Source organism: Kitasatospora sp. MAA4 (assembly GCF_029893355.1).
Taxonomy (GTDB): Bacteria; Actinomycetota; Actinomycetes; order Streptomycetales; family Streptomycetaceae; genus Kitasatospora.
The window spans coordinates 54,065-73,452 of record NZ_JARZAI010000005.1 but is presented as its reverse complement, the minus strand read 5'-3'; the positions used below and the strand labels follow the sequence as shown (position 1 = coordinate 73,452).

The following is a 19,388-nucleotide window of genomic DNA, read 5'->3' as shown; positions in this document are numbered from 1 at the left end:
GCGCGGCAGGGAAGAGGGTGGTTCAGACCACTGGGAACTACAGTTCGGTGACCCGGCCGCCCTCGACCGCGATCCGGCGGTTCACCGAGACCGCCTCCAGCATCCGCCGGTCGTGGGTGACCAGCAGCAGCGTCCCGGTGTAGCCGGCCAGCGCCGACTCCAGCTGCTCGATGGCGGCCAGGTCCAGGTGGTTCGTCGGCTCGTCCAGGACCAGCAGGTTGACCCCGCGGGCCTGGAGCAGAGCGAGCGCCGCCCGGGTCCGCTCACCGGGCGACAGGGTGGCCGCGGGCCGCAGCACGTGCGCCGCCTTGAGCCCGAACTTGGCCAGCAGGGTGCGCAGATCGGCCTCGTTCAGCTCGGGTACGGCCGCGCCGAAGGCCTCCATCAGCGGCTCGCCGCCGAGGAACAGGCCGCGTGCCTGGTCCACCTCGCCGACCACCACGCCGGATCCCAACGAGGCCTGGCCGGAGTCGAGTTCGAGCCGCCCGAGGAGAGCGGCCAGCAGCGTGGACTTGCCCGAGCCGTTGGCGCCGGTGATGGCCACCCGGTCGGCCCAGTCGATCTGCAGGTCCACCGGACCGAAGACGAAGTCGCCGAGTCGCACGACGGCCTGTCGCAGCGTGGCGACCACCGAGCCGGAGCGCGGGGCGGCGGCGATCTCCATCCGCAGCTCCCACTCCTTGCGCGGCTCCTCCACCACGTCCAGGCGCTCGATCATGCGCTGGGTCTGCTTGGCCTTGGCGGCCTGCTTCTCGGAGGAGGAGAGGGCCGCGGCCTTGCGGTTCTTGTCGTTGTCCGGGCTCTTCTTGAGCGCGTTGCGCACGCCCTTGTCCGCCCAGCCCTTCTGCATCCGGGAGCGGGCCTCCAGGCTCGCCTTGGTGTCGGCGTACTCCTCGTACTCCTCGCGGGCGTGCGTGCGGGCGCGCTCACGCTCGGCGAGGTAGGACTCGTAGCCGCCGCCGTACAGCCGGATCTGCTGCTGGGCGAGGTCCAGCTCCAGGACCCGGGTGACCGTCCGGGCCAGGAACTCGCGGTCGTGGCTGATCACCACGGTGCCGGCGCGCAGCCCGGTGACGAAGGACTCCAGGCGGGCCAGGCCGTCCAGGTCCAGGTCGTTGGTCGGCTCGTCGAGCAGGAAGACGTCGTAGCGCGAGAGCAGCAGCGAGGCCAGGCCCGCGCGGGCGGCCTGGCCACCGGAGAGCGCGGTCATCGGCAGGTCCAGGCTCACCTTGAGGCCGAGCGAGTCGGCGACCTCCTCGGCCCGCTCCTCCAGGTCCGCTCCGCCCAGGTTGAGCCAGCGGTCCAGGCTGTCGGCGTACGCGTCGTCGGCGCCCGGACGGCCCTCCACCAGGCCCGCGGTCGCCTCGTCCAGGGCCGCCTGGGCGGCCGCCACGCCGGTGCGCCGGGCCAGGAACTCCCGGACCGACTCACCCGGACGGCGGTCCGGCTCCTGCGGCAGGTGGCCGACCGTGGCGGACGGCGGACTGAGCGCGATCGAGCCGCCCTCGGGCTGGTCGAGACCGGCCAGCAGGCGCAGCAGCGTCGACTTTCCCGCGCCGTTCACGCCGACCAGACCGGTCACCTCGCCGGGGGCGACGACCAGGTCAAGGCCGGTGAAGAGGGTGCGGTCGCCGTGGCCGGCGCTCAGATCCTTGGTTACGAGAGTGGCACTCATGATGGCTCGATCCTAGTTGGCTCCCGGCCCGGAAAATACTTTGCGCGGTCCCGCGAGGCCGCCCTACCGTGGTGCCCGTTGGTTCACCGGAACAGGAGAAGGCCGTTGCTCTACTGAGGTCACGAGACACCGCTCGCCGCGCTGAGTCCCCGCGCGGTGGTTATGGAGCGTGCTGTTCGACCTCGGTGTGACGCCCGTCCGCTGGACCCTTCCCGTCACATCCGCACGTCCTCCCGCGGTGTTCTCCCGTTGTTGCCGTCCGCCCTTTCCGAGCAACCACGCAGGAGGCCATCCATGGCATCGGCTACCACCACCTCCGTCCTCTGCACCGACCTGAGCTTCGAGTGGCCCGACGGCAGGACCGTCCTGGACCGCTTCCACCTCGCGGTCGGCCCCGGCCGCACCGGCCTGATCGGGCTCAACGGCGCCGGCAAGTCGACGCTGCTGCGCCTGCTCTCGGGCGAGCTGACGCCCACCTTCGGCACCGTCCGGGTGGCCGGCCAGGTCGGCTACCTGCCGCAGGACATCGCGCTCGACACCACACTGAGGGTCGACGAGGCGCTCGGGATCCGCGAGCGGCGGCGGGCGCTGCACGCGATCGAGTCCGGCGACGCCGACGAGCGGCACTTCACCGTCCTCGGGGACGACTGGGACGTCGAGGAACGGGCCCGCGCGACCCTGGACCGGCTCGGCCTGGACGCCCTCGAGCTCGACCGGACCACCGGTCAACTCTCCGGCGGTGAGGTGGTGTTGCTGCGCCTGGCGGCGCTGCTGCTGGAGCGCCCGGACATCCTGCTGCTGGACGAGCCGACCAACAGCCTGGACCTGTCCGCTCGCGCCCGCCTCTACGAGGCCGTGCGGAGCTTCACCGGCGTGCTGGTGGTGGTCAGCCACGACCGCGAACTCCTGGCCCACGTCGACCAGATCGCCGACCTGCGGGACGGCGGCGTCACCTGGTACGGCGGCAACTACGCTGCCTACGAACGGGTGTTGGCGGCCGAGCAGGAGACGGCCGAGCGCGCCCTGCGCAACGCCGAGGCCGATGTCGAGCGCCAGAAACGGGACTTGGCGGACGCCAGGATCAAGCTGGAGCGCAGCGCGCGCTACGGCAAGAAGCGCTCCGACCAGCGGAACGACCCGAAGATCATCTCGGGCAAGCTCAAGCGGCAGGGCGAGGAGACCGCCGGGCGGGTGCGCGGCATGCACACCGAGCGGCTGGAGGACGCCCGCGGGCGACTGACGGCGGCCGAGGAGGCGGTGCGCGACGACGCGGAGATCCGGATCGACCTTCCGCGCACCGAAGTCCCGGCCGGGCGCACGGTGTTGATCCTGGACCGGGTCCGCCCGGCGTACGGGCCGAGCGTCAAGCTCCAGCTGCGCGGCCCGGAGCGGGTCGCGCTGATCGGGCGCAACGGCGCCGGCAAGTCCACCCTGCTGCGCACCATCGCGGGTGAACTCCCGGCGCTGGAGGGCGAACTCACCACCCCGGTGGCGCTGCGCCACCTGCCGCAGCGCCTCGACCTGCTGGACGACGCGCTGAGCGTGGTCGACAACGTCAAGGCGTTCGCGCCCGCGCACGGCGACAACCTGGTGCGGGCGCGGCTGGCCCGCTTCCTGTTCCGCGGCGCCCGGGCCGACCAGCCGGCCGGCACGCTCTCGGGCGGCGAGCGGTTCCGGGCCACCCTGGCGGCTCTGCTGCTGGCCGACCCGGCGCCGCAGCTGCTGCTGCTCGACGAGCCGACCAACAGCCTCGACCTCGCGAGCACCCGCCAGCTCACCCAGGCACTGGAGTCGTACCAGGGCGCGCTGGTCGTGGCCAGCCACGACCTGCCGTTCCTGCGCGGCCTCGGCATCACCCGCTGGCTCAGCCTGGACGAGGACGGGCTGCACCCGGTGGATCCGCAGTAGCTCCACGGTAGGAGGCGGCCCGGGCCTCCCCTCCCCTGTGCGGGAGGCCCGGGCCAGGCCTCAGCTCTTGGCGTTCTCCCAACTCGCGCTGGTGGCCAGCGCCTGGAGCTGGTCGAGCGTCAGGGTGGGCAGCGCCCGGGTCGGCGCGAGGGCCTGCGAGGTGGCGTTGAACGCCTGCACGAGGATCCGCAGGTGGTCGGTGCGCAGGATGTCCACGGTGTTGCGGACCAGGCCCGGCTCACCGCCGTAGTCCTTCTCGCTGGTGCGCAGCACCTGGGTGCCGTCCGGCAGCACGGTGGCGCCCTGGAAGTTGACGGGGATGTCGGCGCCGCTGCTGACACCCGCCTTGAAGATGCTCCAGTCCTGGACGGTGACCTCGACCAGGCTCTTTCCGTGGCCGTCGTCCACCGTGAAGTGGGCCGTGTCGGTACTGCCGGCGGTGTCCGCCTCGGTCAGGCCGGCGGGCAGCAGGGGGGCAGCGGTGGCGAGGATCTTGTCGGTCGGGGGCCAGTTGAAGTTCTGCCGCATCGGGTCGCTGCCGGTGTAGAGGCCCGACGGCGGAACGTACGGCGCGGGCATCGCGGCCATCACCTGGTTCCAGCTCGGGTCGGTGGCGATCGCGGCGAGTCGGTCCGCGGTCAGCGGCGGATCCGCGCGGGTGACCTGGTAGCTGGAGTTGGTCGGCGTGTTGGACTCGACGAGGGTCAGCCCGGTCCCGTCCGGGCGCAGCAGCTGGGCGGACCAGCGCTTGATGCCGTCCCGGCGGTCGGGGCGGTCGTAGCGCTGGAGGACGAGCAGCGTGGAGCCGTCCGGGCGGGTCGTGCGGCTGCACACGGTGAACGGCTCATCCGTCCTGTCCGGGCACTGAGTCCAGTCCGCGTTCATGTTCACGGGGGTGGAGAGACGCTGGAAATCGATCTGGACATAGGACTTCCCGTGGCCGTCGTCGACCGTGGCGGAGGCGAGGGTGCCCACCGCGGTGTGCTGCGGATCGGGCTCGGTGCCGTGGCTCGTCGCCTCGCTGAGGGACCAGGTGGCTGGCAGCTGCGCCTTGAAGAGGGTCAGCAGCTGCGCGTCACTGATGGGTGCGGCGGGCAGGGTGGCCGTGGGGGTCGTCGCGGCGGGCGGCGGGCTGGAGGTGGTGGCCGGGCTGGTCACCCGGGTCGCGCCGCCCGGATCGGCCCAGCCGGTCAGCGCGCCGGCGCCGGCGACCAGCACGACCAGGGCACCGGCCCCGGCGAGGGCGTTGCGGCGCCGCTTGCGGCGCTGTCCGCGCCGGGCCGCGCCGAGCGCCAGGGCCTCGGTGCCGCGCGCGGGGGAGACGTCGGCCGCCGTGCGCAGGGCCAGGGCGAAGGCGTTCTCGAAGGGGTCGTCCGAAGACTCGTCAATGGGCATGGCAGAGCACCGTTTCCTTGGTGGTTGCGGCTGTGCAGGGGCGCCGAGCTGCGGATCAGCGCGCGGTGCGTTCGGGTTCGGGTTCGGCAAGGCTGTCGCCGAGCAGGGCGCGCATCCGGGCCAGCGCCCGATGGCTGCGCGAGCGCACCGCGGTGGCGGTCAGGCGCAGGGCGACCGCGGTCTCCTCGACGCTGCGGTCCTCCCAGAAGCGCAGCACCAGAACCGCGCGGTCCTGCGGCGAGACGTCGGCCAGGGCCTGGAGGAGAGCGAGGCGCAGAGTGGGGTCGGTGTCGTTGATGGCGATGTCGGGGAACTCGTAGGTCACCCGCTCGGTGCTGCTGCGCCTGCGCCGCCAGGACAAGAACGTGTTGACCAGGACGGTCTGCGCGTAGCCGGCCGGGTTCTCCAGCCGCGAGAGCCGGCGCCAGCGGACGTACATCCGGCTGAGCGCCTCCTGCACCAGGTCCTCCGCGAGGTGGCTGTCACCGCCGGTCAGCAGGTAGGCGGTCTTGAACAGTTGGCCCCCGCGTGCGGCGGCGAAATCCAGGAAGTCCAGCGGGCCTGGTGGCGCCGAGTCGGTGGTCGCGGTGTGTTCCATGTCCGAGTAACGCCGTGAGTGGTCGGTGCTGTTGCAGGTGCTGTTGCAGGTGCTGTTGCAGGTGGATTTCGGGATCTGTTCGAGTGCTTCCCGAGCGGCCTCCCGGAGGCGGTACCTGTCCGGTACCCTGGCGGCATGCCAGCTCTCAACATCGAGTACACGGAGACCGAACTGGCCGCGATCCGCGAGGCGGCGGCGGCCGACGGCAAGAGCGTCAAGGCCTATGTGCACGACCTCAGCGTGCGCGAGCAGCAGCGCCGGACGTTCGTCAACCACGCGGTGGCGTTCTGGAACGCGCACCTGGAGGAGTTCGACGCGGCCTTCCCGGAGGACGCCCCTGCCGCGAAGCGCAGTGCGGCCTGATGATCCTGCACGTCGACATCCGCTGGCTCCTGGACGTCCAGGAGCAGGCCTCGCCGGAGGACCTCAGCGTCCGCGACTACTCGGCCCTTCAGGCCGCCGTCGCCCGGCACCGGGTGAACACCGCGCAGCTCGGCCATGACGCCGACCCGGCGTGGTGCGCGGCCGCGCTGATGCACACCATCGTGCTGCTGCGGCCGCTGCCGGTCCGCAACAACCTCTACGCCTGTATGGCGACCGCCGCGTACATGCACGCCGCCAAGGAGGGCATCGACCCGCCGTACGGCGCCCTGGTCGAGCTGGCCCGCGACGTGGCGGACACCAAGGCGGACGTCTTCGCGGCGGCCGACCGGATCCGTTCCTGGCGGATCTAGGCTTCCGCAGGCTTCAGGAGCCTGGTCCGGACGGCGGTACCGAGCCGGTCCAGGCCCACCACGACCGAGGCGAGCACGACGAACTCGACGGTGAGCTGCGCAATCTGCAGCCACACCCAGCCGTAGCCGTTCCGGCTCGGGTCGAGGAAGAAGTACGGGTACTTGTTCGGGAACTGGGGGAAGAGCGCGGCCCGCAGCTCGGTCACCAGGGCGTAGCCGAGCGGGAAGGAGAGCCAGAGCGGCAGGTCCTTCCAGCGCGAGGCGTTGCGCGGCCGCAGGACGATCCAGTCCAGCACCACCATCACCGGCGAGACGTAGTGCAGGAAGAACGAGGACCAGTTCTGCAGCCGGTCCGGCCCCGAGACCAGACCCGGCAGCGGGTTGGCGCCGTGGTTGAGCAGGATGTGTGCGACCAGGCCGGTGATCAGGATGTACAGCGTGGCCGCGCCGCGCAGCCGGGGCGCCGGGGCGTCCACGGTGGCCCGCTTGGTCATCCAGTAGACCGCCGCGGCGAAGTAGCCGAGCACGATGACGTTGCTCTCGACCGTGAAGTACACCAGCGAACCGGTGCCGGTGATCAGTCCGAGCCCGGAGGAGAGGACGATGGCCAGCCGCCACCAGAGGGCGGGTCGGGTCCAGACTGCCATGTGCTCACCAGTTCGTCGTACGGGTCGAATGCTGCACTCTACCCGCGGGTAGCCAGGGAGTGGAGTCGGTCGTTCCGCTCTCCTTCGAGTGCCCGGCGGGACGCCCTTGTTACCGGCGGGTCACCGGCATACCATCGCGAGTGTTACAGCTCCACTGTCACGCTCTGGAGGAGACGACTCAGGTGGTACCGCCGACCGGCCCGCTGGCCGGAGTGAGAGTGCTGGAGCTGGCCGGGATCGGGCCGGGCCCGTTCGCGGCCATGCTGCTCGGCGACCTCGGGGCGGACGTGGTCCGGGTCGACCGGCCCGGTCCGTCCCCGCTCGCCGGGGATCCGGCGCTCGACCTCACCAACCGCAACAAACGCTCCGTCCTGGTCGACCTCAAGGCGCCGGACGGGCCGGAGCTGGTGCTCGCGCTGGCCGAGCGGGCCGACCTGCTGATCGAGGGGTACCGGCCGGGCGTCGCCGAGCGCCTGGGCGTCGGCCCGGACGCCTGCCTGGCCCGAAACCCCGCGCTGGTCTACGGCCGGATGACCGGCTGGGGGCAGGACGGCCCGCTGGCCGCCAGCGCCGGCCACGACATCGACTACACCGCGCTGAGCGGGCTGCTCGGTATGGTCGGCCCGGCCGACGGCCCGCCGGCGATACCCGTCAACCTGCTCGGCGACTACGCGGGCGGCTCGCTCTACCTCGCCGTCGGCCTGCTCGCCGCCCTTCAGCACGCCCGGACCACCGGTGCCGGCCAGGTGGTGGACGCCGCGATCGTGGACGGCGCCGCCCACCTCGGCACGCTGTTCTGGGGCCTGCTGGCGCAGGGCAGTTGGCAGGACCGCCGGGGCGTCAACCTGCTGGACGGCGGCGCGCCCTGCTACGCCGTCTACCAGGCCTCGGACGGCGGCCACTTCGCGGTCGGCGCGCTGGAACCGCAGTTCTACGCGGAGTTCGCCCGGCTGCTGGAGCTCGGCGACGACGCCCCCGGCCAGTACGAGACGGCCCGCTGGCCCGAGTTGCGGGCCCGGATCGCGCTGCGCTTCGCCACCCGCAGCACGGCCGAGTGGACCGCCGTGTTCGCCGGCACTGACGCCTGCGTGGCACCCGTCCTGACGCTGCGTCAAGCCGCCGCCCACTCGCACCTGGTGGCCCGCGGAACCTACCCCCGGGTGGACGGCGTCACCCAGCCCGCGCCGGCCCCGCGCTTCTCGGCCACCCCCGGCGCGCTGCGCCTGCCACCCGCACGCCCCGGCGCGGACACCGCCGAGGTGGCCCGCGACTGGGGTCTGCCAGAACTCGACCGTACGACCAACCTCGACCGTACGACCAACTCCCCGGAGAGGCAGTCATCGTGAGCACCGAAGCGTACGTCTACGAGGCGATCCGCACGCCGCGCGGCCGTGGCAGGAACGGTTCCCTGCACGGCACCAAGCCGGTCGACCTCGTGGTCGGCCTGATCCACGAACTCCGCAGCCGGATGCCTGAGTTGGATCCCTCCGCGATCGACGACGTGGTGCTCGGCGTGGTCAGCCCGCTCGGCGACCAGGGCTCCGACATCGCCCGGATCGCGGCCGTCGCCGCCGGCCTGCCCGACACGGTGGCCGGCGTGCAGCTGAACCGGTTCTGCGCCTCCGGCCTGGAGTCCGTCAACCTGGCTGCGGCCAAGGTCCGTTCGGGCTGGGAGGATCTGGTGCTGGCCGGCGGCGTGGAGTCGATGTCCCGGGTGCCGATGGGCTCGGACGGCGGCGCCTGGGCGATGGACCCGATGACCAACTACGAGTCCGGCTTCGTCCCGCAGGGCATCGGCGCGGACCTGATCGCCACCATCGAGGGCCTCTCCCGCGCCGACGTGGACGCCTTCGCCGCCGTGTCGCAGGCGCGCGCCGGCAAGGCCCAGGCGGACGGCCTCTTCGACCGCTCGGTGGTCCCGGTCAGGGACCGCAACGGCCTGGTCGTGCTGGACCGCGACGAGTACCTGCGCCCCGGCACCACGGTGGAGACCCTGGGCGGCCTCAAGCCCGCCTTCGCCGGGATCGGCGAGGCGGGCGGGTTCGACGCCGTCGCGCTGCAGAAGTACCACTGGGTGGAGAGCATCGACCACGTCCACACGGCCGGCAACTCCTCCGGCATCGTGGACGGCGCCGCGCTGGTGGCGATCGGCTCGCGCGAGGTCGGCGAGCGCTACGGGCTGCGCCCGCGCGCCCGGATCGTCTCGGCGGCGGTCTCCGGCTCCGAGCCCACCATCATGCTCACCGGCCCGGCCCCCGCGGCCCGCAAGGCGCTGGCCAAGGCGGGCCTGACCGCGGCCGACATCGACCTGGTCGAGATCAACGAGGCCTTCGCCTCGGTCGTGCTGCGCTTCATGCGCGAACTCGGCTTCCGGCACGACCAGGTGAACGTCAACGGCGGCGCGATCGCGCTCGGCCACCCGCTGGGCGCCACCGGCGCGATGATCCTGGGCACCCTGATCGACGAGCTGGAGCGGCGCGACCTGCGCTACGGACTGGTCACCCTGTGCGTCGGCGGCGGCATGGGCGTCGCCACCGTCGTCGAGCGCCTCGCCTGATCCTCCCCACTTCTCTGGAGAACTCTGTCATGACTGACACCATCATCCGCTGGGAGCAGGGCGAGGACGGCATCGTCACGCTGGTCCTGGACGACCCCACGCAGTCCGTCAACACCATGAACGCGGCCTTCAGCGAGGCGTTCGACGCCGTGGTGGCGCGCCTTTCGGAGGCGCAGGGTCTGCGGGGTGTGATCGTCACCTCCGGCAAGAAGACCTTCTTCGCCGGCGGCGACCTGCGCCTGCTCTCCTCGGCCGGACCCGACCAGGCCGAGCAGGTCTTCGAGTCCTCGCTGCGGATCAAGCGCGCACTGCGCACCCTGGAGACGCTCGGCCTGCCGGTCGTCGCGGCGATCAACGGCAGCGCGCTGGGCGGCGGGCTGGAGCTCGCGCTCGCCTGCCACCACCGGATCGCGCTGACCGCGCCGGGCAGCAAGATCGGCCTGCCCGAGGTGACGCTGGGCCTGCTGCCCGGCGGTGGCGGCGTCGTCCGCACCGTCCGGATGCTCGGGTTGGCGGACGCGCTGCTGAAGGTGCTGCTGACCGGTCGCCAGTACCGCCCTGCGGCGGCTCTCGAAGTCGGCCTGGTGCACGAACTCGCCTCCACTCAGGAGGAGTTGCTGGAGAAGGCGAAGGCCTGGATCGAGGCCAACGAGACCGCCCGGCAGCCCTGGGACGTCAAGGGCTACAAGATCCCCGGCGGGACCCCGGCCACCCCGGCGCTGGCCGCCAACCTGCCCGCGTTCCCCGCCAACCTGCGCAAGCAGCTGGCCGGTGCCCCCTACCCCGCGCCGCGCAACGTGCTCGCGGCGGCGGTCGAGAGCTCCCAGGTCGACGTGGACACCGCGATGGTCATCGAGGCGCGCTACTTCACCGAGCTGGTCTGCGGGCAGACCGCCAAGAACATGATCCAGGGCCTCTTCTTCGACACCCAGGCGGTCAACTCCGGTGCCGGGCGCCCGTCGGGGGTCGAGAAGCGCACGGTGCGCCGGGTCGCGGTGCTCGGCGCCGGGATGATGGGCGCGGGCATCGCGTACTCCTGCGCCAAGGCGGGCATGGAGGTCGTCCTCAAGGACGTCAGTCTGGACGCCGCCGAGCGCGGAAAGGCCTACTCCGCCGGGCTGTTGGACAAGGCGGTCGCGCGCGGGCGCAGCACCGCCGAGCAGCGCTCCGAGCTGCTGGCGCGGATCACCCCGAGCGCCGACCCGGCAGATCTGGCGGGCTGCGACGCGGTGATCGAGGCCGTCTTCGAGGACGTCGCGCTCAAGCACAAGGTCTTCCAGGAGGTGGAGGGGGTGCTGGCGGCCGACGCGCTGCTCTGCTCCAACACCTCCACGCTGCCGATCAGCCTGCTGGCGGAGGGAGTTGAGCGGTCCTCCGACTTCATCGGGCTGCACTTCTTCTCGCCGGTTGACAAGATGCCGCTGGTGGAGATCATCAAGGGCGAGCGGACCGGGGACGAGGCGGTGGCGCGCGCGTTCGACCTGGTCCGCCAGATCGGCAAGACCCCGATCGTCGTCAACGACTCGCGCGGCTTCTTCACCTCGCGCGTGATCGGCCAGTTCATCAACGAGGGCGTCGCGATGGTCGGCGAGGGCGTCGAGCCGGCCAGCATCGAGCAGGCCGCAGCCCAGGCGGGCTACCCCGCGAAGGTGCTCTCGCTGCTGGACGAACTGACGCTGACCCTCCCGCGCCGGATCCGCGGCGAGGCCCGACGGGCCGCCGAGGAGGCGGGCGAGGCCTGGGTCGAGCACCCGGCCGATGTGGTGATGGACCGGATGGTCGAGGAGTTCGGCCGCCCGGGGCGCAGCGGCGGCGCGGGCTTCTACGAGTACGACGGGGACGGGCGGCGCGTGCGGCTGTGGCCGGGGCTGCGCGAGCACTTCTCGCGTCCCGGCGCTTCGGAGGTGCCTTTCCTCGACCTCAAGGAGCGGATGCTCTTCGCAGAGGCGCTGGACTCGGTCCGCTGCCTGGAGGAGGGCGTGCTGACGTCCGTGGCGGACGCCAACGTCGGCTCGATCCTCGGCATCGGCTTCCCGGCCTGGACGGGCGGGGTGCTCCAGTACATCAACGGGTACGAGGGGGGCGTCGCCGGATTCCTCGCGCGGGCCCGGGAGTTGGCCGCCGCCTACGGCGAGCGGTTCACGCCGCCGGCACTGCTGGAGCGGGTGGCGGCAGAGGGCGGCACGTTCAAGGACTGACTAGCCATTCACTGAGCGGCTGCCCTGCCCCCTCCGGTCAGGGCAGCCGCTTCCCCGCTACCACGGACTTCCCACACGTCGGTCGCGGAACGACACCCCAGACATCGCTGAGCGCCTCGACCAGCAGGAGCCCGCGCCCGCCGCAAGCCTCGGAGTCGGGTGAACCTACCGCTGGCCGCCCCGATCCAGGATCGGAGACCGCCAGCCAGTAGTGCCCGTCAGCGGTCCAGAAGACGAGTTCGATCATCTCCTCGTCGTTGCTGCGGGCACCGTGTCGGACCGCATTGGTGACCAGCTCCGAGGTCAGGAGCCGCAGCTCATAGGAGACTTGCGGATCGGCCGGCCTGGGAAGCGCCTCCCCGACGACCCGCCGGGCCCGCGGCACGGAGGCCAGCTCGGCAGGGAACCGCCAGTAGGACGGCACGGCGGGGATGGTGGGGATGGACGGGAGCGGGATTCCAGGCATGGCTGACTCCTCGCGGGGATGGGGTAGTTGAGCCGGCGCGGATGCTCCCGGGGCAGGTGGGCATGCTCGCGCGGTGCACTTCAGGACATCGCCTTCTGTGATCCTTGCCATACTGAGAGTAGCCTGCGGCGGGGTAAATTTGCCACGCGTTCCTGCCAACTTGTCCCGGTGATGTGGGTTCGTGTCATGGCGAGGCAGACTTGTCCCACGTCGCACGGAAGGAACGGCATGACTCCCAGAACGGCTCTCACTGAACGTCAGAAGCGTTTGGGGAGTGAGGTGCGGAAGATCCGGACCTCGGCGGGCATGAGCGCCGAGTACGCGGCGGGTCTACTCGGTGTGGATCGCGGCAAGATCTCCAACATGGAGTCAGGCCTGCGCCCGATCACTCCTGAGCGCCTGCGCACGCTGGCCTACAACTGCCACTGCACGGACCAGGCATACGTCGACGCGCTGGTCGAGATGGCACAGCCGGGCGAGAAGGGCTGGTGGGAGCGCTATCGCGGCAGTCTCCCTCAGGGTCTGCTCGACATCGCCGAACTCGAAGCCCGGGCGACGCGACTGCGTACCGCCAACACCGTGCACGTTCCTGGCCTGTTGCAGACCTCGGACCACGCATTGGCGCTCTTCCGTGCCGCCGTCCCAGCATTGCCCGAACACGAGGTCGGGCTTCGACTCGCCCACCGCGCGGAGCGTCAACAGGTGATCGCCCGCGAAGCGCTGCCGGGCTATGTCGCTGTTGTGCACGAGGCTGCCCTGCGGATGCAGTTCGGAGGTCGGCAGGTCACCCGTGCGCAGTTGGAGCACCTGCTTGGCATGTCCGAACGGGAGAACATCACCGTGCGTGTTGTCCTCTTCGAGCGCGGTGCCTTCCCCGGCGCAGGTCAGACCGTCCTTTATGCCGAGGGTCCCGTGCCGCAGCTCGATACTGTGCAGGTGGACAGGGCACACGGTCCCGAATTTCTGGATGCGGAGGGGCAGCTCTCGAAATACCGGGCCCAGCTGGATCGGTTGGAAGAGCTGTCGCTGAGCCCGGAGCGGTCCCGTGACTTCATCCGCGAGATCGCCCGTCAACTTTGAGGAGAAGCTCTATGTCCACCATCACTTGGGAAGATCCCTTCTGCGCTGAAGGCAACTCGTGCTTCCGCCTGGGTACCGACGAGACAGGCAACGCCTACATCGCCGTCAAGGGTCAAGAGGAGCACTACCTCACCGACTCAGCAGAGGCGTTGCGCACGATGATCCTGGACATCAAGGCGGGCAAGGCGGACCATCTGCTGTAGTTCGTGGCGGCCGGGGCAGCGGATCTCCGTTGCCCCGGTTTGACCCTCTGCCGTCCTCAGGAGTGCTGATGGCTCACATCACTTGGGAAGGTCCCTACTGCCAGGACTCTGGCAACTGCTTCCGCTTGGGCACTGACGCCGCTGGCAACGGCTACATCGCCGTCAATGGCCTGGAGGAGCACCCCCTCACCGACTCGATCGATGCCCTCCGCGCTCTCATCCTCGACATCAAGGCCGGCCGGGCAGACCACCTCCTCGTCTAGCCCACATCGGCCGGGGGCGGTACCCGCCCTTTCCCCGCCCCCGTTCACTCAGGTTGCTGATCGCGGGGCGGCTCGCTGAAGCTTGCTGGACAAGTCCACGGCGGACGAGGCCCTGAACACTGTTGGGCTGTGCAAGTTCGCGCACATCGGTGGTGATCCGACGCGGAGTTGCGCAAGCATGAGTCCAGCGATGGTCCACAGTCGAGCCGGAGGTCATCATGGCGCTGCACAAGCTGGGCAAGGACCCGGAGTCGCCGGTCAACAACTCGCCGACGCTCTACTACGACGATGAGACCGACACTTACCTGGTGCAGTCTTGGAAAGTCACGGATCCCCAGCGTCTCGCCGAGCTGGACATCCCGGACCACGAGACCGTGGTCGAGTGGCCGAAGCGCATGATGCAGTTCTTCCCGGAGGTGAGCAGTGACGCTGGACCCGAACAGGTTTGACGATCTGCTGCGGCATTGTTCGCAGTCGGCTGTTCACCTTGAGATGCGGGACGGGTACATGCGCTCTGACCCCGCGTTCGTCGACTGGGCTGCTGGTCGCCACATCGATCCCGATGTCCGTTTTCCCGAGTGGCCCGGACTGCTGGCGGAGGCCATCAGCCGTGGGGTCGTGTTCCGTCGGGCTCGGATCGTCTCTGAGCCGATCAGTGACTACGTTCGCTTCGAGCACGAGATCACCAGCGGTCTGAACATCGCTGCAGGCGAGGATGTCCGTTGGCTGTCTCGGCGTCGGGCAACCGATCTGGCGCTTCCTGGAAACGACTTCTGGCTGTTCGATGACCGTCTGCTCCTCGTCAACCACTTCGACGGAAGCGGCGAGCCGACGGCGCCGGAACTGACGGATGACAAGGCTGTCGTCCAGCTCTGCTCGACTGCCTTCGAGGCGGTCTGGGGTCGGGCGGTACCGCACGAGGAGTACAGGCCGGTCTGACGTTCATGGCTGCGCAGTACTCCACAGTTCAGCAGGCCCGGCGGGACCTCGGCCAGCGTCTGCGCGAGATTCGGAAGGACTCCGGACTCACCGCGCGGGCGTTGGCCGCTCTTGCGGGCTGGCACGAGTCGAAGTGCTCAAGGATTGAGCACGGCCGCACGCCGCCCTCAGACGCCGACATCCGTTTGTGGACAGTGTTCTGCGGAGCTGAGGAACAGGTCGCGGACCTCATCGCCACCGCCCGCGGAATCGAGGGGACGTACGTCGAGTGGCGGCGACTCGAGCGAGCTGGTCTGAAGCGTGCACAGGAGTCGGCCACCCCGTTGTTCGAGCGTACGCGGTGGTTTCGTTCGTACTCCTCTTGGCTGGTTCCCGGCCCCTTCCAGACTGCTGCGTATACGAGAGCGGTTCTGCTGGGCACGGCACGTCGACGGAGGCTGTCGGAGGACGTAGAAGAAGCTGTTGCGGTTCGCGTCAGGCGGCAGCGGGTGCTCTACGAGGGTTCCCGACGCTTCGCTGCGCTGATCGAGGAGTCCGCGCTTCGAAAGCTGATCGGTGGAACTGACGTGATGGCTGGCCAGCTTGGACATCTTGTGGCAGTGAGCACTCTGCCGAGCGTCAGCCTTGGAATTATCCCAGAGTCCGCTGACCGGACTGGCATGCATCCGGTAGAGGATTTCTGGATCTTCGACGACGCACAGGTCAACGTGGAACTCGTGTCCGCGTGGTTGACGATCACTCAACCTCACGAGATCGCGCTGTATGCCGAGGCGTTCGCGACGCTTGCTGAGCTTGCAGTCCATGGGGCCTCGGCACGTGCGTTGATCACATCGGCGATTACCTCTCTCGGGTGATCCCGCGCAAGTCCGCACACGTTGGTAGAGCCCGGTAGGCGCCGCTCAGTACCGTGCTGGTCATGGCAGAACTTGGCACATGCGTATAACCGTTGTCGGCCATGCTGCTCTCTTCGGGGCGCCTCTGGTGTACCCCGGCAGGCTCCGGCCCGTCATCTGGCGTGGCCGCTCGGCTCCAGAACGGAGACTCACATGAGTACCGCCGTCACAGTCCCCGGCTACAACCCTCCTGCACTGCCGGGCCTGACCTGGATCAAGTCCAGCAAGTCCAACGTCAACCACCTCGACGACTCGATCGGGCTCGCCCTCACCGCCGGGGGCCGGATCGCGATCGGCATCACCACCGACCCGTCGCAGGCTCCGCTGATCGCGAGCAGGGCCAAGCTGCGCGCGTTCATCGACGGTGCGCGAGCCGGCGAGTTCGACCACCTGATCTGACCACCCCGAACCGGGTTCCTCGCGTGTCGTGCCGGCGGTGAGGAGCCCCGTCCCTTCTGATTCGGAGCCGTGAATGTCCGCTCTCGAATGGCTTGTTGACGACCCGCGTGTGTTCCTCACCGGGTGGCCCGACCGGCCCACGGTCTATCAGCGAGGCGTCCCCCCGTTAGCCGCCCTGTTCACCCAGGACGACGCTAGACGGATCATCGCCGACCCCGCGCTGCGCTCGATCGAGGTGGGCATGGTGCATCAAGGCGCGACTGCGGCGATCGCCCCCGACGCGGACCACGCCACGTACACGCTGGTCCTCAACGGGCTGCACCTGACCTGGCCGCCGCTGACTGCGTTCGCAAGGCAGTTGGCTTCCGAACTCGGTCATCCGGTGACGGCGAACGTCTATCGCACTCCAGCCGAATCGCGCGGCTACGGGCCGCACTGGGACACCCACCACGTCCTGCTCGCGCAGGTCGAGGGTGCGAAGGTGTGGCGTCTGCATCCGCCAATCGTCACCGATCCGCTGGACCGTCACCGCTGGACTCGGGTGGGGTTCACAGACGAGCAGCTTGCGCGGGTCGAGCGGGACGCAATGACGGTCGGTCTGGAGGCCGGGCAGGTGCTGTTCATTCCCCGGGGCTGGATTCACTACGGGCATACGGAGACCGCAGCGTCGTTGCACATGACTTTCGGCGTCCAGCTCTTGACCCGACACTGGATCCTCCAGCAGCTCGCCGACCAGGCCGCCGAACACCCGGCGCTCCGCGCGGCCCTTCCCCCGAACCTCAGCGCGCAGCGGGTCGAGGACATCGTCGCGGACACGGCGACCACCCTGCTGTCGTGGCTCGGGGCGCTCGACCCGGTCCGGGCCGGCGCGCAGATCCATACCAGCCAGCAGCTGGCAGTCGTCGGAGTAACCCGCTGAGGGCCGGCGGCGGCTCGTCGGTCACCTGGGGCAGGCACCGCCGGACGTGCCACGGTTGTCACGCCGCCGACCCGCGCTTCCACGACCACGAGACCCGTCAGAACTGGTGCGAACCCTGTCTGCGCGCAGTCGTCCTGGCAGAGCGCTGCTCCTGGTGCAAGACAGTGGTCGCCGCCCTGCGCGACCTGGACACCGGCCGGAACTGGTGCGTGGGTTGTGCATCGGACACCGTCCGCGCGGGCGACGCGATCGACCGCTACGAGGAACTTGCGCCGGAGGCTGGCGAGTATGGACGGCTGCTCGCGCGGCGCTCGCTCCGGCGGCGCGAGAGTGGCGCTCATGATGCTGAGTCATGAGCAGGCCACCTGATCCTCGTCGAAGGCGATGGAGTCGAGAACAACGGTGCGAGGAAGCATCCTTGGACCGACCGACCGACTGCGAAGGGAAGACCATGCGCGCATGGATGCTGTACGCCGACGGTGGCAAGCACGGCGGGGGCACCGGCTCCGGGAGCGGGGGCAGTCAGCAGGACGACAGCAACTCGGGCAACAAGCATGGCGGTGGGGGGAGTTCGGAGGGTGGCAACACCTCCGACGGCCAGGGCCCGGCGGACGGCAAGTAGTTGATGGATGCCGAGAACATGGCGGAGGCGGGTCGTACGCGGCTGGCCTCCGCGCTCATCGCCAACGGCTCGCTGTCCTCGCAGTGGCTGCCGGCGTACACCAACGTGCCGCGCCACCTGTTCGTACCTGACCGCATCTGGCCAGGACACGCTGACGGGGTGCGGCAGGGGCGGGCCGTCGACCGGCGGACGGATCCTGCTGCCTGGTGGGGTGCCGTCTACTCCGACGTTCCGCTGACGACCCAGTGGGACAACGGCAAGCACCAGGGCGACGAGCCCGGCGTCATGCCCAGTACGTCCAACAGCATGCCCACGATGGTGTTTTCGATGCTCGGGGCGGTGCCGCTGACCCCGGGTGCCCGGGTGGCCGAGATCGGCACCGGTACGGGCTGGACCTCTGCCCTCCTCTGCGAACGCGTCGGGGCGGCCAATGTCGTCACCATCGAGGTGGACGAGGAGAGCGCAGCAGGGGCACAGCGACGGCTCGCGCGGGTCGGTTACGCCCCGCTGACCGTCGTCGGCGACGGCGCTGAGGGCTACCCGCAGGGCGCGCCGTACGACGTCGTCATGGCAACGTGCTCCGTCGGCGATGTGCCACACGCCTGGGTCGAGCAGTCGACGGTCGGAGGGGTGATCCTCGCGCCGTGGGGGCCGGACTACGGCGGGGAGGCGCTGGTCAGGCTCACGGTCGCGGCGGACGGGACGGCGAGTGGCCCGTTCCTGTCGTCCTCGGCGTTCATGCGGCTGCGTCAGCAGCGTGCCGTGCGTCCGGACAGCTCGGCGTATCTGTCCGCGCCTTGGCCGGCGGACGGCGAGCGGGGGGCAAGCGCCCTCTCACCGGAGGCGCTGGGCCCGTGGTCGGTGATGTTCGCGATCGGGGTGCAGGTGCCCGGAGTGTTCCCGCTGGTCGAGCGGTACGACGACGGGACCTACACCCTGTGGATCCACGACACGGCCGTCACGTCCTGGGCCACGGCAGACTGGGAACCCGACCGGACGGAGTACGAGACCGTCCAGTCCGGCCCGCGCCGACTCTGGGACGAAGTCGGCGCCGCGTGGCGCTGGTGGGAGGACCAGGGCCGCCCGGGATTCGAGCGGTTCGGCCTGACGGTGACCCCTACCGGCCAGACGGTATGGCTGGACACCCCGGACCGCCCGGTTCCGGTGCGGAGAGCCTCCCGCAGGGCCTACTCGACATCGCCGAACTCGAAGCGAGGGCGACGCGGCTGCGCACTGCGGGCGGAAGGTGCTAGCAGAGATTGACGGATCCGCCCAACGGGATGCGTGCGTAGTCGGTCCGTCCCTTCTCCTCCAGCCACCCGTCGAAGTTGTCCCGGCCCACCTCGCTGAGATTGGCGTCGTGGATGGGGAATGCCCGAGCCGGGCTGACTGCCCGGACGAACTCGATGGCCTCGGCGAGCTTGAGCCACGGACCCGACGCCGGGACCAACAGTGTGTCGACCGCTTGGTCGGGGACGAACAGCGAATCCCCGGGATGGTAGACGCCGTCCACGATGAAGCCGAGGTTGGGACAGCCCGGCAGGCCATCGATGATCTCGGCATGCTCACCGCCGACCGCGCGCACCGTGAACCCGGCCGCGCTGAACGTGTCACCCGGTGCGACCGCCGTCACCCCGTCGCCGAGGACCGCGGCCAGCGAGGCATACGTGTGGACGGTCAGTGCAGGGTTGCCGGCGCGGGCTGCTCTCAGCTTGTCGACGTCGATGTGGTCGTCGTGCTCATGAGTGATGAGCAAGGCATCGGCGTCGGAAAGCGACTCCATCTCGGACAAAGTGCCCGGATCGATCACGAGTACTCGATCGCCGGCTTCAAGGCGCACGCAGGCATGGCCGTACTTGGTCAGACGCATCTGATCAACCTACTGACAGGCG

Annotated in this window: 22 protein-coding genes; 16 read left to right on the top strand and 6 right to left on the bottom strand. The window is 70.0% G+C overall.

Going from position 1 to position 19,388, the window contains the following annotated elements:
• Positions 1–37: 37 nt before the first annotated feature.
• Positions 38–1,675 carry an ABC-F family ATP-binding cassette domain-containing protein gene (locus P3T37_RS08730; protein ID WP_280722901.1) on the bottom strand — a complete coding sequence of 546 codons (1,638 nt, stop codon included), beginning with the start codon at positions 1,673–1,675 and terminating at the stop codon, positions 38–40.
• A gap of 294 nt (positions 1,676–1,969) precedes the next feature.
• On the opposite strand from P3T37_RS08730, the gene P3T37_RS08725 reads away from it, so the two are divergent.
• Entirely contained in the window at positions 1,970–3,583 is a 1,614-nt protein-coding gene (locus P3T37_RS08725) for an ABC-F family ATP-binding cassette domain-containing protein (protein ID WP_280722900.1), read from the top strand.
• 60 nt (positions 3,584–3,643) lie between these two features.
• Here the strand turns inward: P3T37_RS08725 and P3T37_RS08720 are convergent, their stop codons facing one another.
• Together P3T37_RS08720 and P3T37_RS08715 are read right to left on the bottom strand one after the other, a co-directional pair.
• Positions 3,644–4,978: a hypothetical protein gene (locus P3T37_RS08720; RefSeq protein WP_280722899.1), complete on the bottom strand. Its 1,335-nt coding sequence runs from the start codon at positions 4,976–4,978 to the stop codon at positions 3,644–3,646.
• Between the two features lie 55 nt (positions 4,979–5,033).
• The gene (locus P3T37_RS08715) at positions 5,034–5,576 is read right to left on the bottom strand and encodes a SigE family RNA polymerase sigma factor (RefSeq protein ID WP_280722898.1); all 543 of its coding nucleotides are present in this window, start codon (positions 5,574–5,576) and stop codon (positions 5,034–5,036) included.
• Positions 5,577–5,711: 135 nt separating this feature from the next.
• Here P3T37_RS08715 and P3T37_RS08710 point away from each other — a divergent pair, with 135 nt between their 5' ends.
• Together P3T37_RS08710 and P3T37_RS08705 are read left to right on the top strand one after the other, a co-directional pair.
• Entirely contained in the window at positions 5,712–5,939 is a 228-nt protein-coding gene (locus tag P3T37_RS08710) for a hypothetical protein (RefSeq protein ID WP_280722897.1), read from the top strand.
• Positions 5,939–6,310: a hypothetical protein gene (locus P3T37_RS08705; RefSeq protein ID WP_035805209.1), complete on the top strand. Its 372-nt coding sequence runs from the start codon at positions 5,939–5,941 to the stop codon at positions 6,308–6,310. Before P3T37_RS08710 ends, P3T37_RS08705 begins: the two co-directional genes overlap by 1 nt.
• Here P3T37_RS08705 and P3T37_RS08700 read toward each other — a convergent pair.
• Positions 6,307–6,957 carry a Pr6Pr family membrane protein gene (locus P3T37_RS08700; RefSeq protein WP_280722896.1) on the bottom strand — a complete coding sequence of 217 codons (651 nt, stop codon included), beginning with the start codon at positions 6,955–6,957 and terminating at the stop codon, positions 6,307–6,309. The genes P3T37_RS08705 and P3T37_RS08700 overlap by 4 nt on opposite strands.
• A 182-nt stretch (positions 6,958–7,139) precedes the next feature.
• Between P3T37_RS08700 and P3T37_RS08695 the strand changes: the two genes are divergently transcribed.
• The 3 genes from P3T37_RS08695 to P3T37_RS08685 are packed head-to-tail and all read left to right on the top strand — an operon-like array spanning position 7,140 to position 11,712.
• Positions 7,140–8,303, top strand: a complete 1,164-nt coding sequence (locus P3T37_RS08695) for a CaiB/BaiF CoA-transferase family protein (RefSeq protein WP_280722895.1) — start codon at positions 7,140–7,142, stop codon at positions 8,301–8,303.
• Complete coding sequence (locus P3T37_RS08690) at positions 8,300–9,514, top strand: acetyl-CoA C-acetyltransferase (RefSeq protein WP_280722894.1); 1,215 nt, start codon at positions 8,300–8,302, stop codon at positions 9,512–9,514. The genes P3T37_RS08695 and P3T37_RS08690 overlap by 4 nt, the downstream gene beginning before the upstream one ends.
• Positions 9,515–9,543: 29 nt before the next feature.
• Positions 9,544–11,712: a 3-hydroxyacyl-CoA dehydrogenase NAD-binding domain-containing protein gene (locus P3T37_RS08685; protein ID WP_280722893.1), complete on the top strand. Its 2,169-nt coding sequence runs from the start codon at positions 9,544–9,546 to the stop codon at positions 11,710–11,712.
• Positions 11,713–11,749: 37 nt separating this feature from the next.
• On the opposite strand, the gene P3T37_RS08680 is transcribed toward P3T37_RS08685, so the two are convergent.
• A complete protein-coding gene (locus P3T37_RS08680; RefSeq protein WP_280722892.1) occupies positions 11,750–12,178 on the bottom strand; it encodes an ATP-binding protein in 429 nt (142 codons plus the stop codon).
• Between the two features lie 228 nt (positions 12,179–12,406).
• Between P3T37_RS08680 and P3T37_RS08675 the strand changes: the two genes are divergently transcribed.
• The 10 genes from P3T37_RS08675 to P3T37_RS08630 all read left to right on the top strand — a co-directional run bounded on the left by P3T37_RS08675 (position 12,407) and on the right by P3T37_RS08630 (position 18,759).
• A complete protein-coding gene (locus tag P3T37_RS08675) occupies positions 12,407–13,258 on the top strand; it encodes a helix-turn-helix transcriptional regulator (protein WP_280722891.1) in 852 nt (283 codons plus the stop codon).
• Between the two features lie 11 nt (positions 13,259–13,269).
• Positions 13,270–13,461 (top strand): hypothetical protein, encoded by a 192-nt coding sequence (locus P3T37_RS08670; RefSeq protein WP_280722890.1) that lies wholly within the window; start codon positions 13,270–13,272, stop codon positions 13,459–13,461.
• A 68-nt stretch (positions 13,462–13,529) separates the two neighbouring features.
• On the top strand, positions 13,530–13,724 hold the full coding sequence (locus P3T37_RS08665; protein ID WP_280722889.1) for a hypothetical protein: 195 nt from the start codon (positions 13,530–13,532) through the stop codon (positions 13,722–13,724).
• Between the two features lie 218 nt (positions 13,725–13,942).
• On the top strand, positions 13,943–14,173 hold the full coding sequence (locus tag P3T37_RS08660; RefSeq protein WP_280722888.1) for a hypothetical protein: 231 nt from the start codon (positions 13,943–13,945) through the stop codon (positions 14,171–14,173).
• A gap of 43 nt (positions 14,174–14,216) precedes the next feature.
• Positions 14,217–14,663, top strand: a complete 447-nt coding sequence (locus tag P3T37_RS08655) for a DUF6879 family protein (RefSeq protein ID WP_280723139.1) — start codon at positions 14,217–14,219, stop codon at positions 14,661–14,663.
• A 5-nt stretch (positions 14,664–14,668) separates the two neighbouring features.
• Positions 14,669–15,517, top strand: coding sequence for a DUF5753 domain-containing protein (locus P3T37_RS08650; protein WP_280722887.1), 849 nt, complete (start codon positions 14,669–14,671; stop codon positions 15,515–15,517).
• Between the two features lie 192 nt (positions 15,518–15,709).
• A complete protein-coding gene (locus P3T37_RS08645) occupies positions 15,710–15,955 on the top strand; it encodes a DUF397 domain-containing protein (protein ID WP_280722886.1) in 246 nt (81 codons plus the stop codon).
• 73 nt (positions 15,956–16,028) lie between these two features.
• Positions 16,029–16,874, top strand: coding sequence for a cupin domain-containing protein (locus P3T37_RS08640; RefSeq protein ID WP_280722885.1), 846 nt, complete (start codon positions 16,029–16,031; stop codon positions 16,872–16,874).
• Positions 16,875–17,292: 418 nt separating this feature from the next.
• Positions 17,293–17,496 carry a hypothetical protein gene (locus P3T37_RS08635; RefSeq protein ID WP_280722884.1) on the top strand — a complete coding sequence of 68 codons (204 nt, stop codon included), beginning with the start codon at positions 17,293–17,295 and terminating at the stop codon, positions 17,494–17,496.
• Positions 17,497–17,514: 18 nt separating this feature from the next.
• Positions 17,515–18,759 carry a methyltransferase domain-containing protein gene (locus P3T37_RS08630; protein WP_280722883.1) on the top strand — a complete coding sequence of 415 codons (1,245 nt, stop codon included), beginning with the start codon at positions 17,515–17,517 and terminating at the stop codon, positions 18,757–18,759.
• Here the strand turns inward: P3T37_RS08630 and P3T37_RS08625 are convergent.
• Positions 18,746–19,366, bottom strand: a complete 621-nt coding sequence (locus tag P3T37_RS08625; RefSeq protein ID WP_280722882.1) for an MBL fold metallo-hydrolase — start codon at positions 19,364–19,366, stop codon at positions 18,746–18,748. The genes P3T37_RS08630 and P3T37_RS08625 overlap by 14 nt on opposite strands.
• Positions 19,367–19,388 lie beyond the last annotated feature (22 nt).

What these genes read in the sequence shown, in the direction of transcription:
- P3T37_RS08725 (WP_280722900.1), top strand. Translation starts at nt 1,970, where the DNA reads ATGGCATCGGCTACCACCACCTCCGTCCTCTGCACCGACCTGAGCTTC.
- P3T37_RS08655 (WP_280723139.1), top strand. Translation starts at nt 14,217, where the DNA reads ATGCGGGACGGGTACATGCGCTCTGACCCCGCGTTCGTCGACTGGGCT.
- P3T37_RS08720 (WP_280722899.1), bottom strand. Translation starts at nt 4,978, where the DNA reads ATGCCCATTGACGAGTCTTCGGACGACCCCTTCGAGAACGCCTTCGCC.
- P3T37_RS08645 (WP_280722886.1), top strand. Translation starts at nt 15,710, where the DNA reads ATGAGTACCGCCGTCACAGTCCCCGGCTACAACCCTCCTGCACTGCCG.
- P3T37_RS08680 (WP_280722892.1), bottom strand. Translation starts at nt 12,178, where the DNA reads ATGCCTGGAATCCCGCTCCCGTCCATCCCCACCATCCCCGCCGTGCCG.
- P3T37_RS08625 (WP_280722882.1), bottom strand. Translation starts at nt 19,366, where the DNA reads ATGCGTCTGACCAAGTACGGCCATGCCTGCGTGCGCCTTGAAGCCGGC.
- P3T37_RS08650 (WP_280722887.1), top strand. Translation starts at nt 14,669, where the DNA reads ATGGCTGCGCAGTACTCCACAGTTCAGCAGGCCCGGCGGGACCTCGGC.
- P3T37_RS08710 (WP_280722897.1), top strand. Translation starts at nt 5,712, where the DNA reads ATGCCAGCTCTCAACATCGAGTACACGGAGACCGAACTGGCCGCGATC.
- P3T37_RS08630 (WP_280722883.1), top strand. Translation starts at nt 17,515, where the DNA reads ATGGCGGAGGCGGGTCGTACGCGGCTGGCCTCCGCGCTCATCGCCAAC.
- P3T37_RS08730 (WP_280722901.1), bottom strand. Translation starts at nt 1,675, where the DNA reads ATGAGTGCCACTCTCGTAACCAAGGATCTGAGCGCCGGCCACGGCGAC.
- P3T37_RS08705 (WP_035805209.1), top strand. Translation starts at nt 5,939, where the DNA reads ATGATCCTGCACGTCGACATCCGCTGGCTCCTGGACGTCCAGGAGCAG.
- P3T37_RS08670 (WP_280722890.1), top strand. Translation starts at nt 13,270, where the DNA reads ATGTCCACCATCACTTGGGAAGATCCCTTCTGCGCTGAAGGCAACTCG.
- P3T37_RS08675 (WP_280722891.1), top strand. Translation starts at nt 12,407, where the DNA reads ATGACTCCCAGAACGGCTCTCACTGAACGTCAGAAGCGTTTGGGGAGT.
- P3T37_RS08665 (WP_280722889.1), top strand. Translation starts at nt 13,530, where the DNA reads ATGGCTCACATCACTTGGGAAGGTCCCTACTGCCAGGACTCTGGCAAC.
- P3T37_RS08640 (WP_280722885.1), top strand. Translation starts at nt 16,029, where the DNA reads ATGTCCGCTCTCGAATGGCTTGTTGACGACCCGCGTGTGTTCCTCACC.
- P3T37_RS08700 (WP_280722896.1), bottom strand. Translation starts at nt 6,957, where the DNA reads ATGGCAGTCTGGACCCGACCCGCCCTCTGGTGGCGGCTGGCCATCGTC.
- P3T37_RS08660 (WP_280722888.1), top strand. Translation starts at nt 13,943, where the DNA reads ATGGCGCTGCACAAGCTGGGCAAGGACCCGGAGTCGCCGGTCAACAAC.
- P3T37_RS08685 (WP_280722893.1), top strand. Translation starts at nt 9,544, where the DNA reads ATGACTGACACCATCATCCGCTGGGAGCAGGGCGAGGACGGCATCGTC.
- P3T37_RS08715 (WP_280722898.1), bottom strand. Translation starts at nt 5,576, where the DNA reads ATGGAACACACCGCGACCACCGACTCGGCGCCACCAGGCCCGCTGGAC.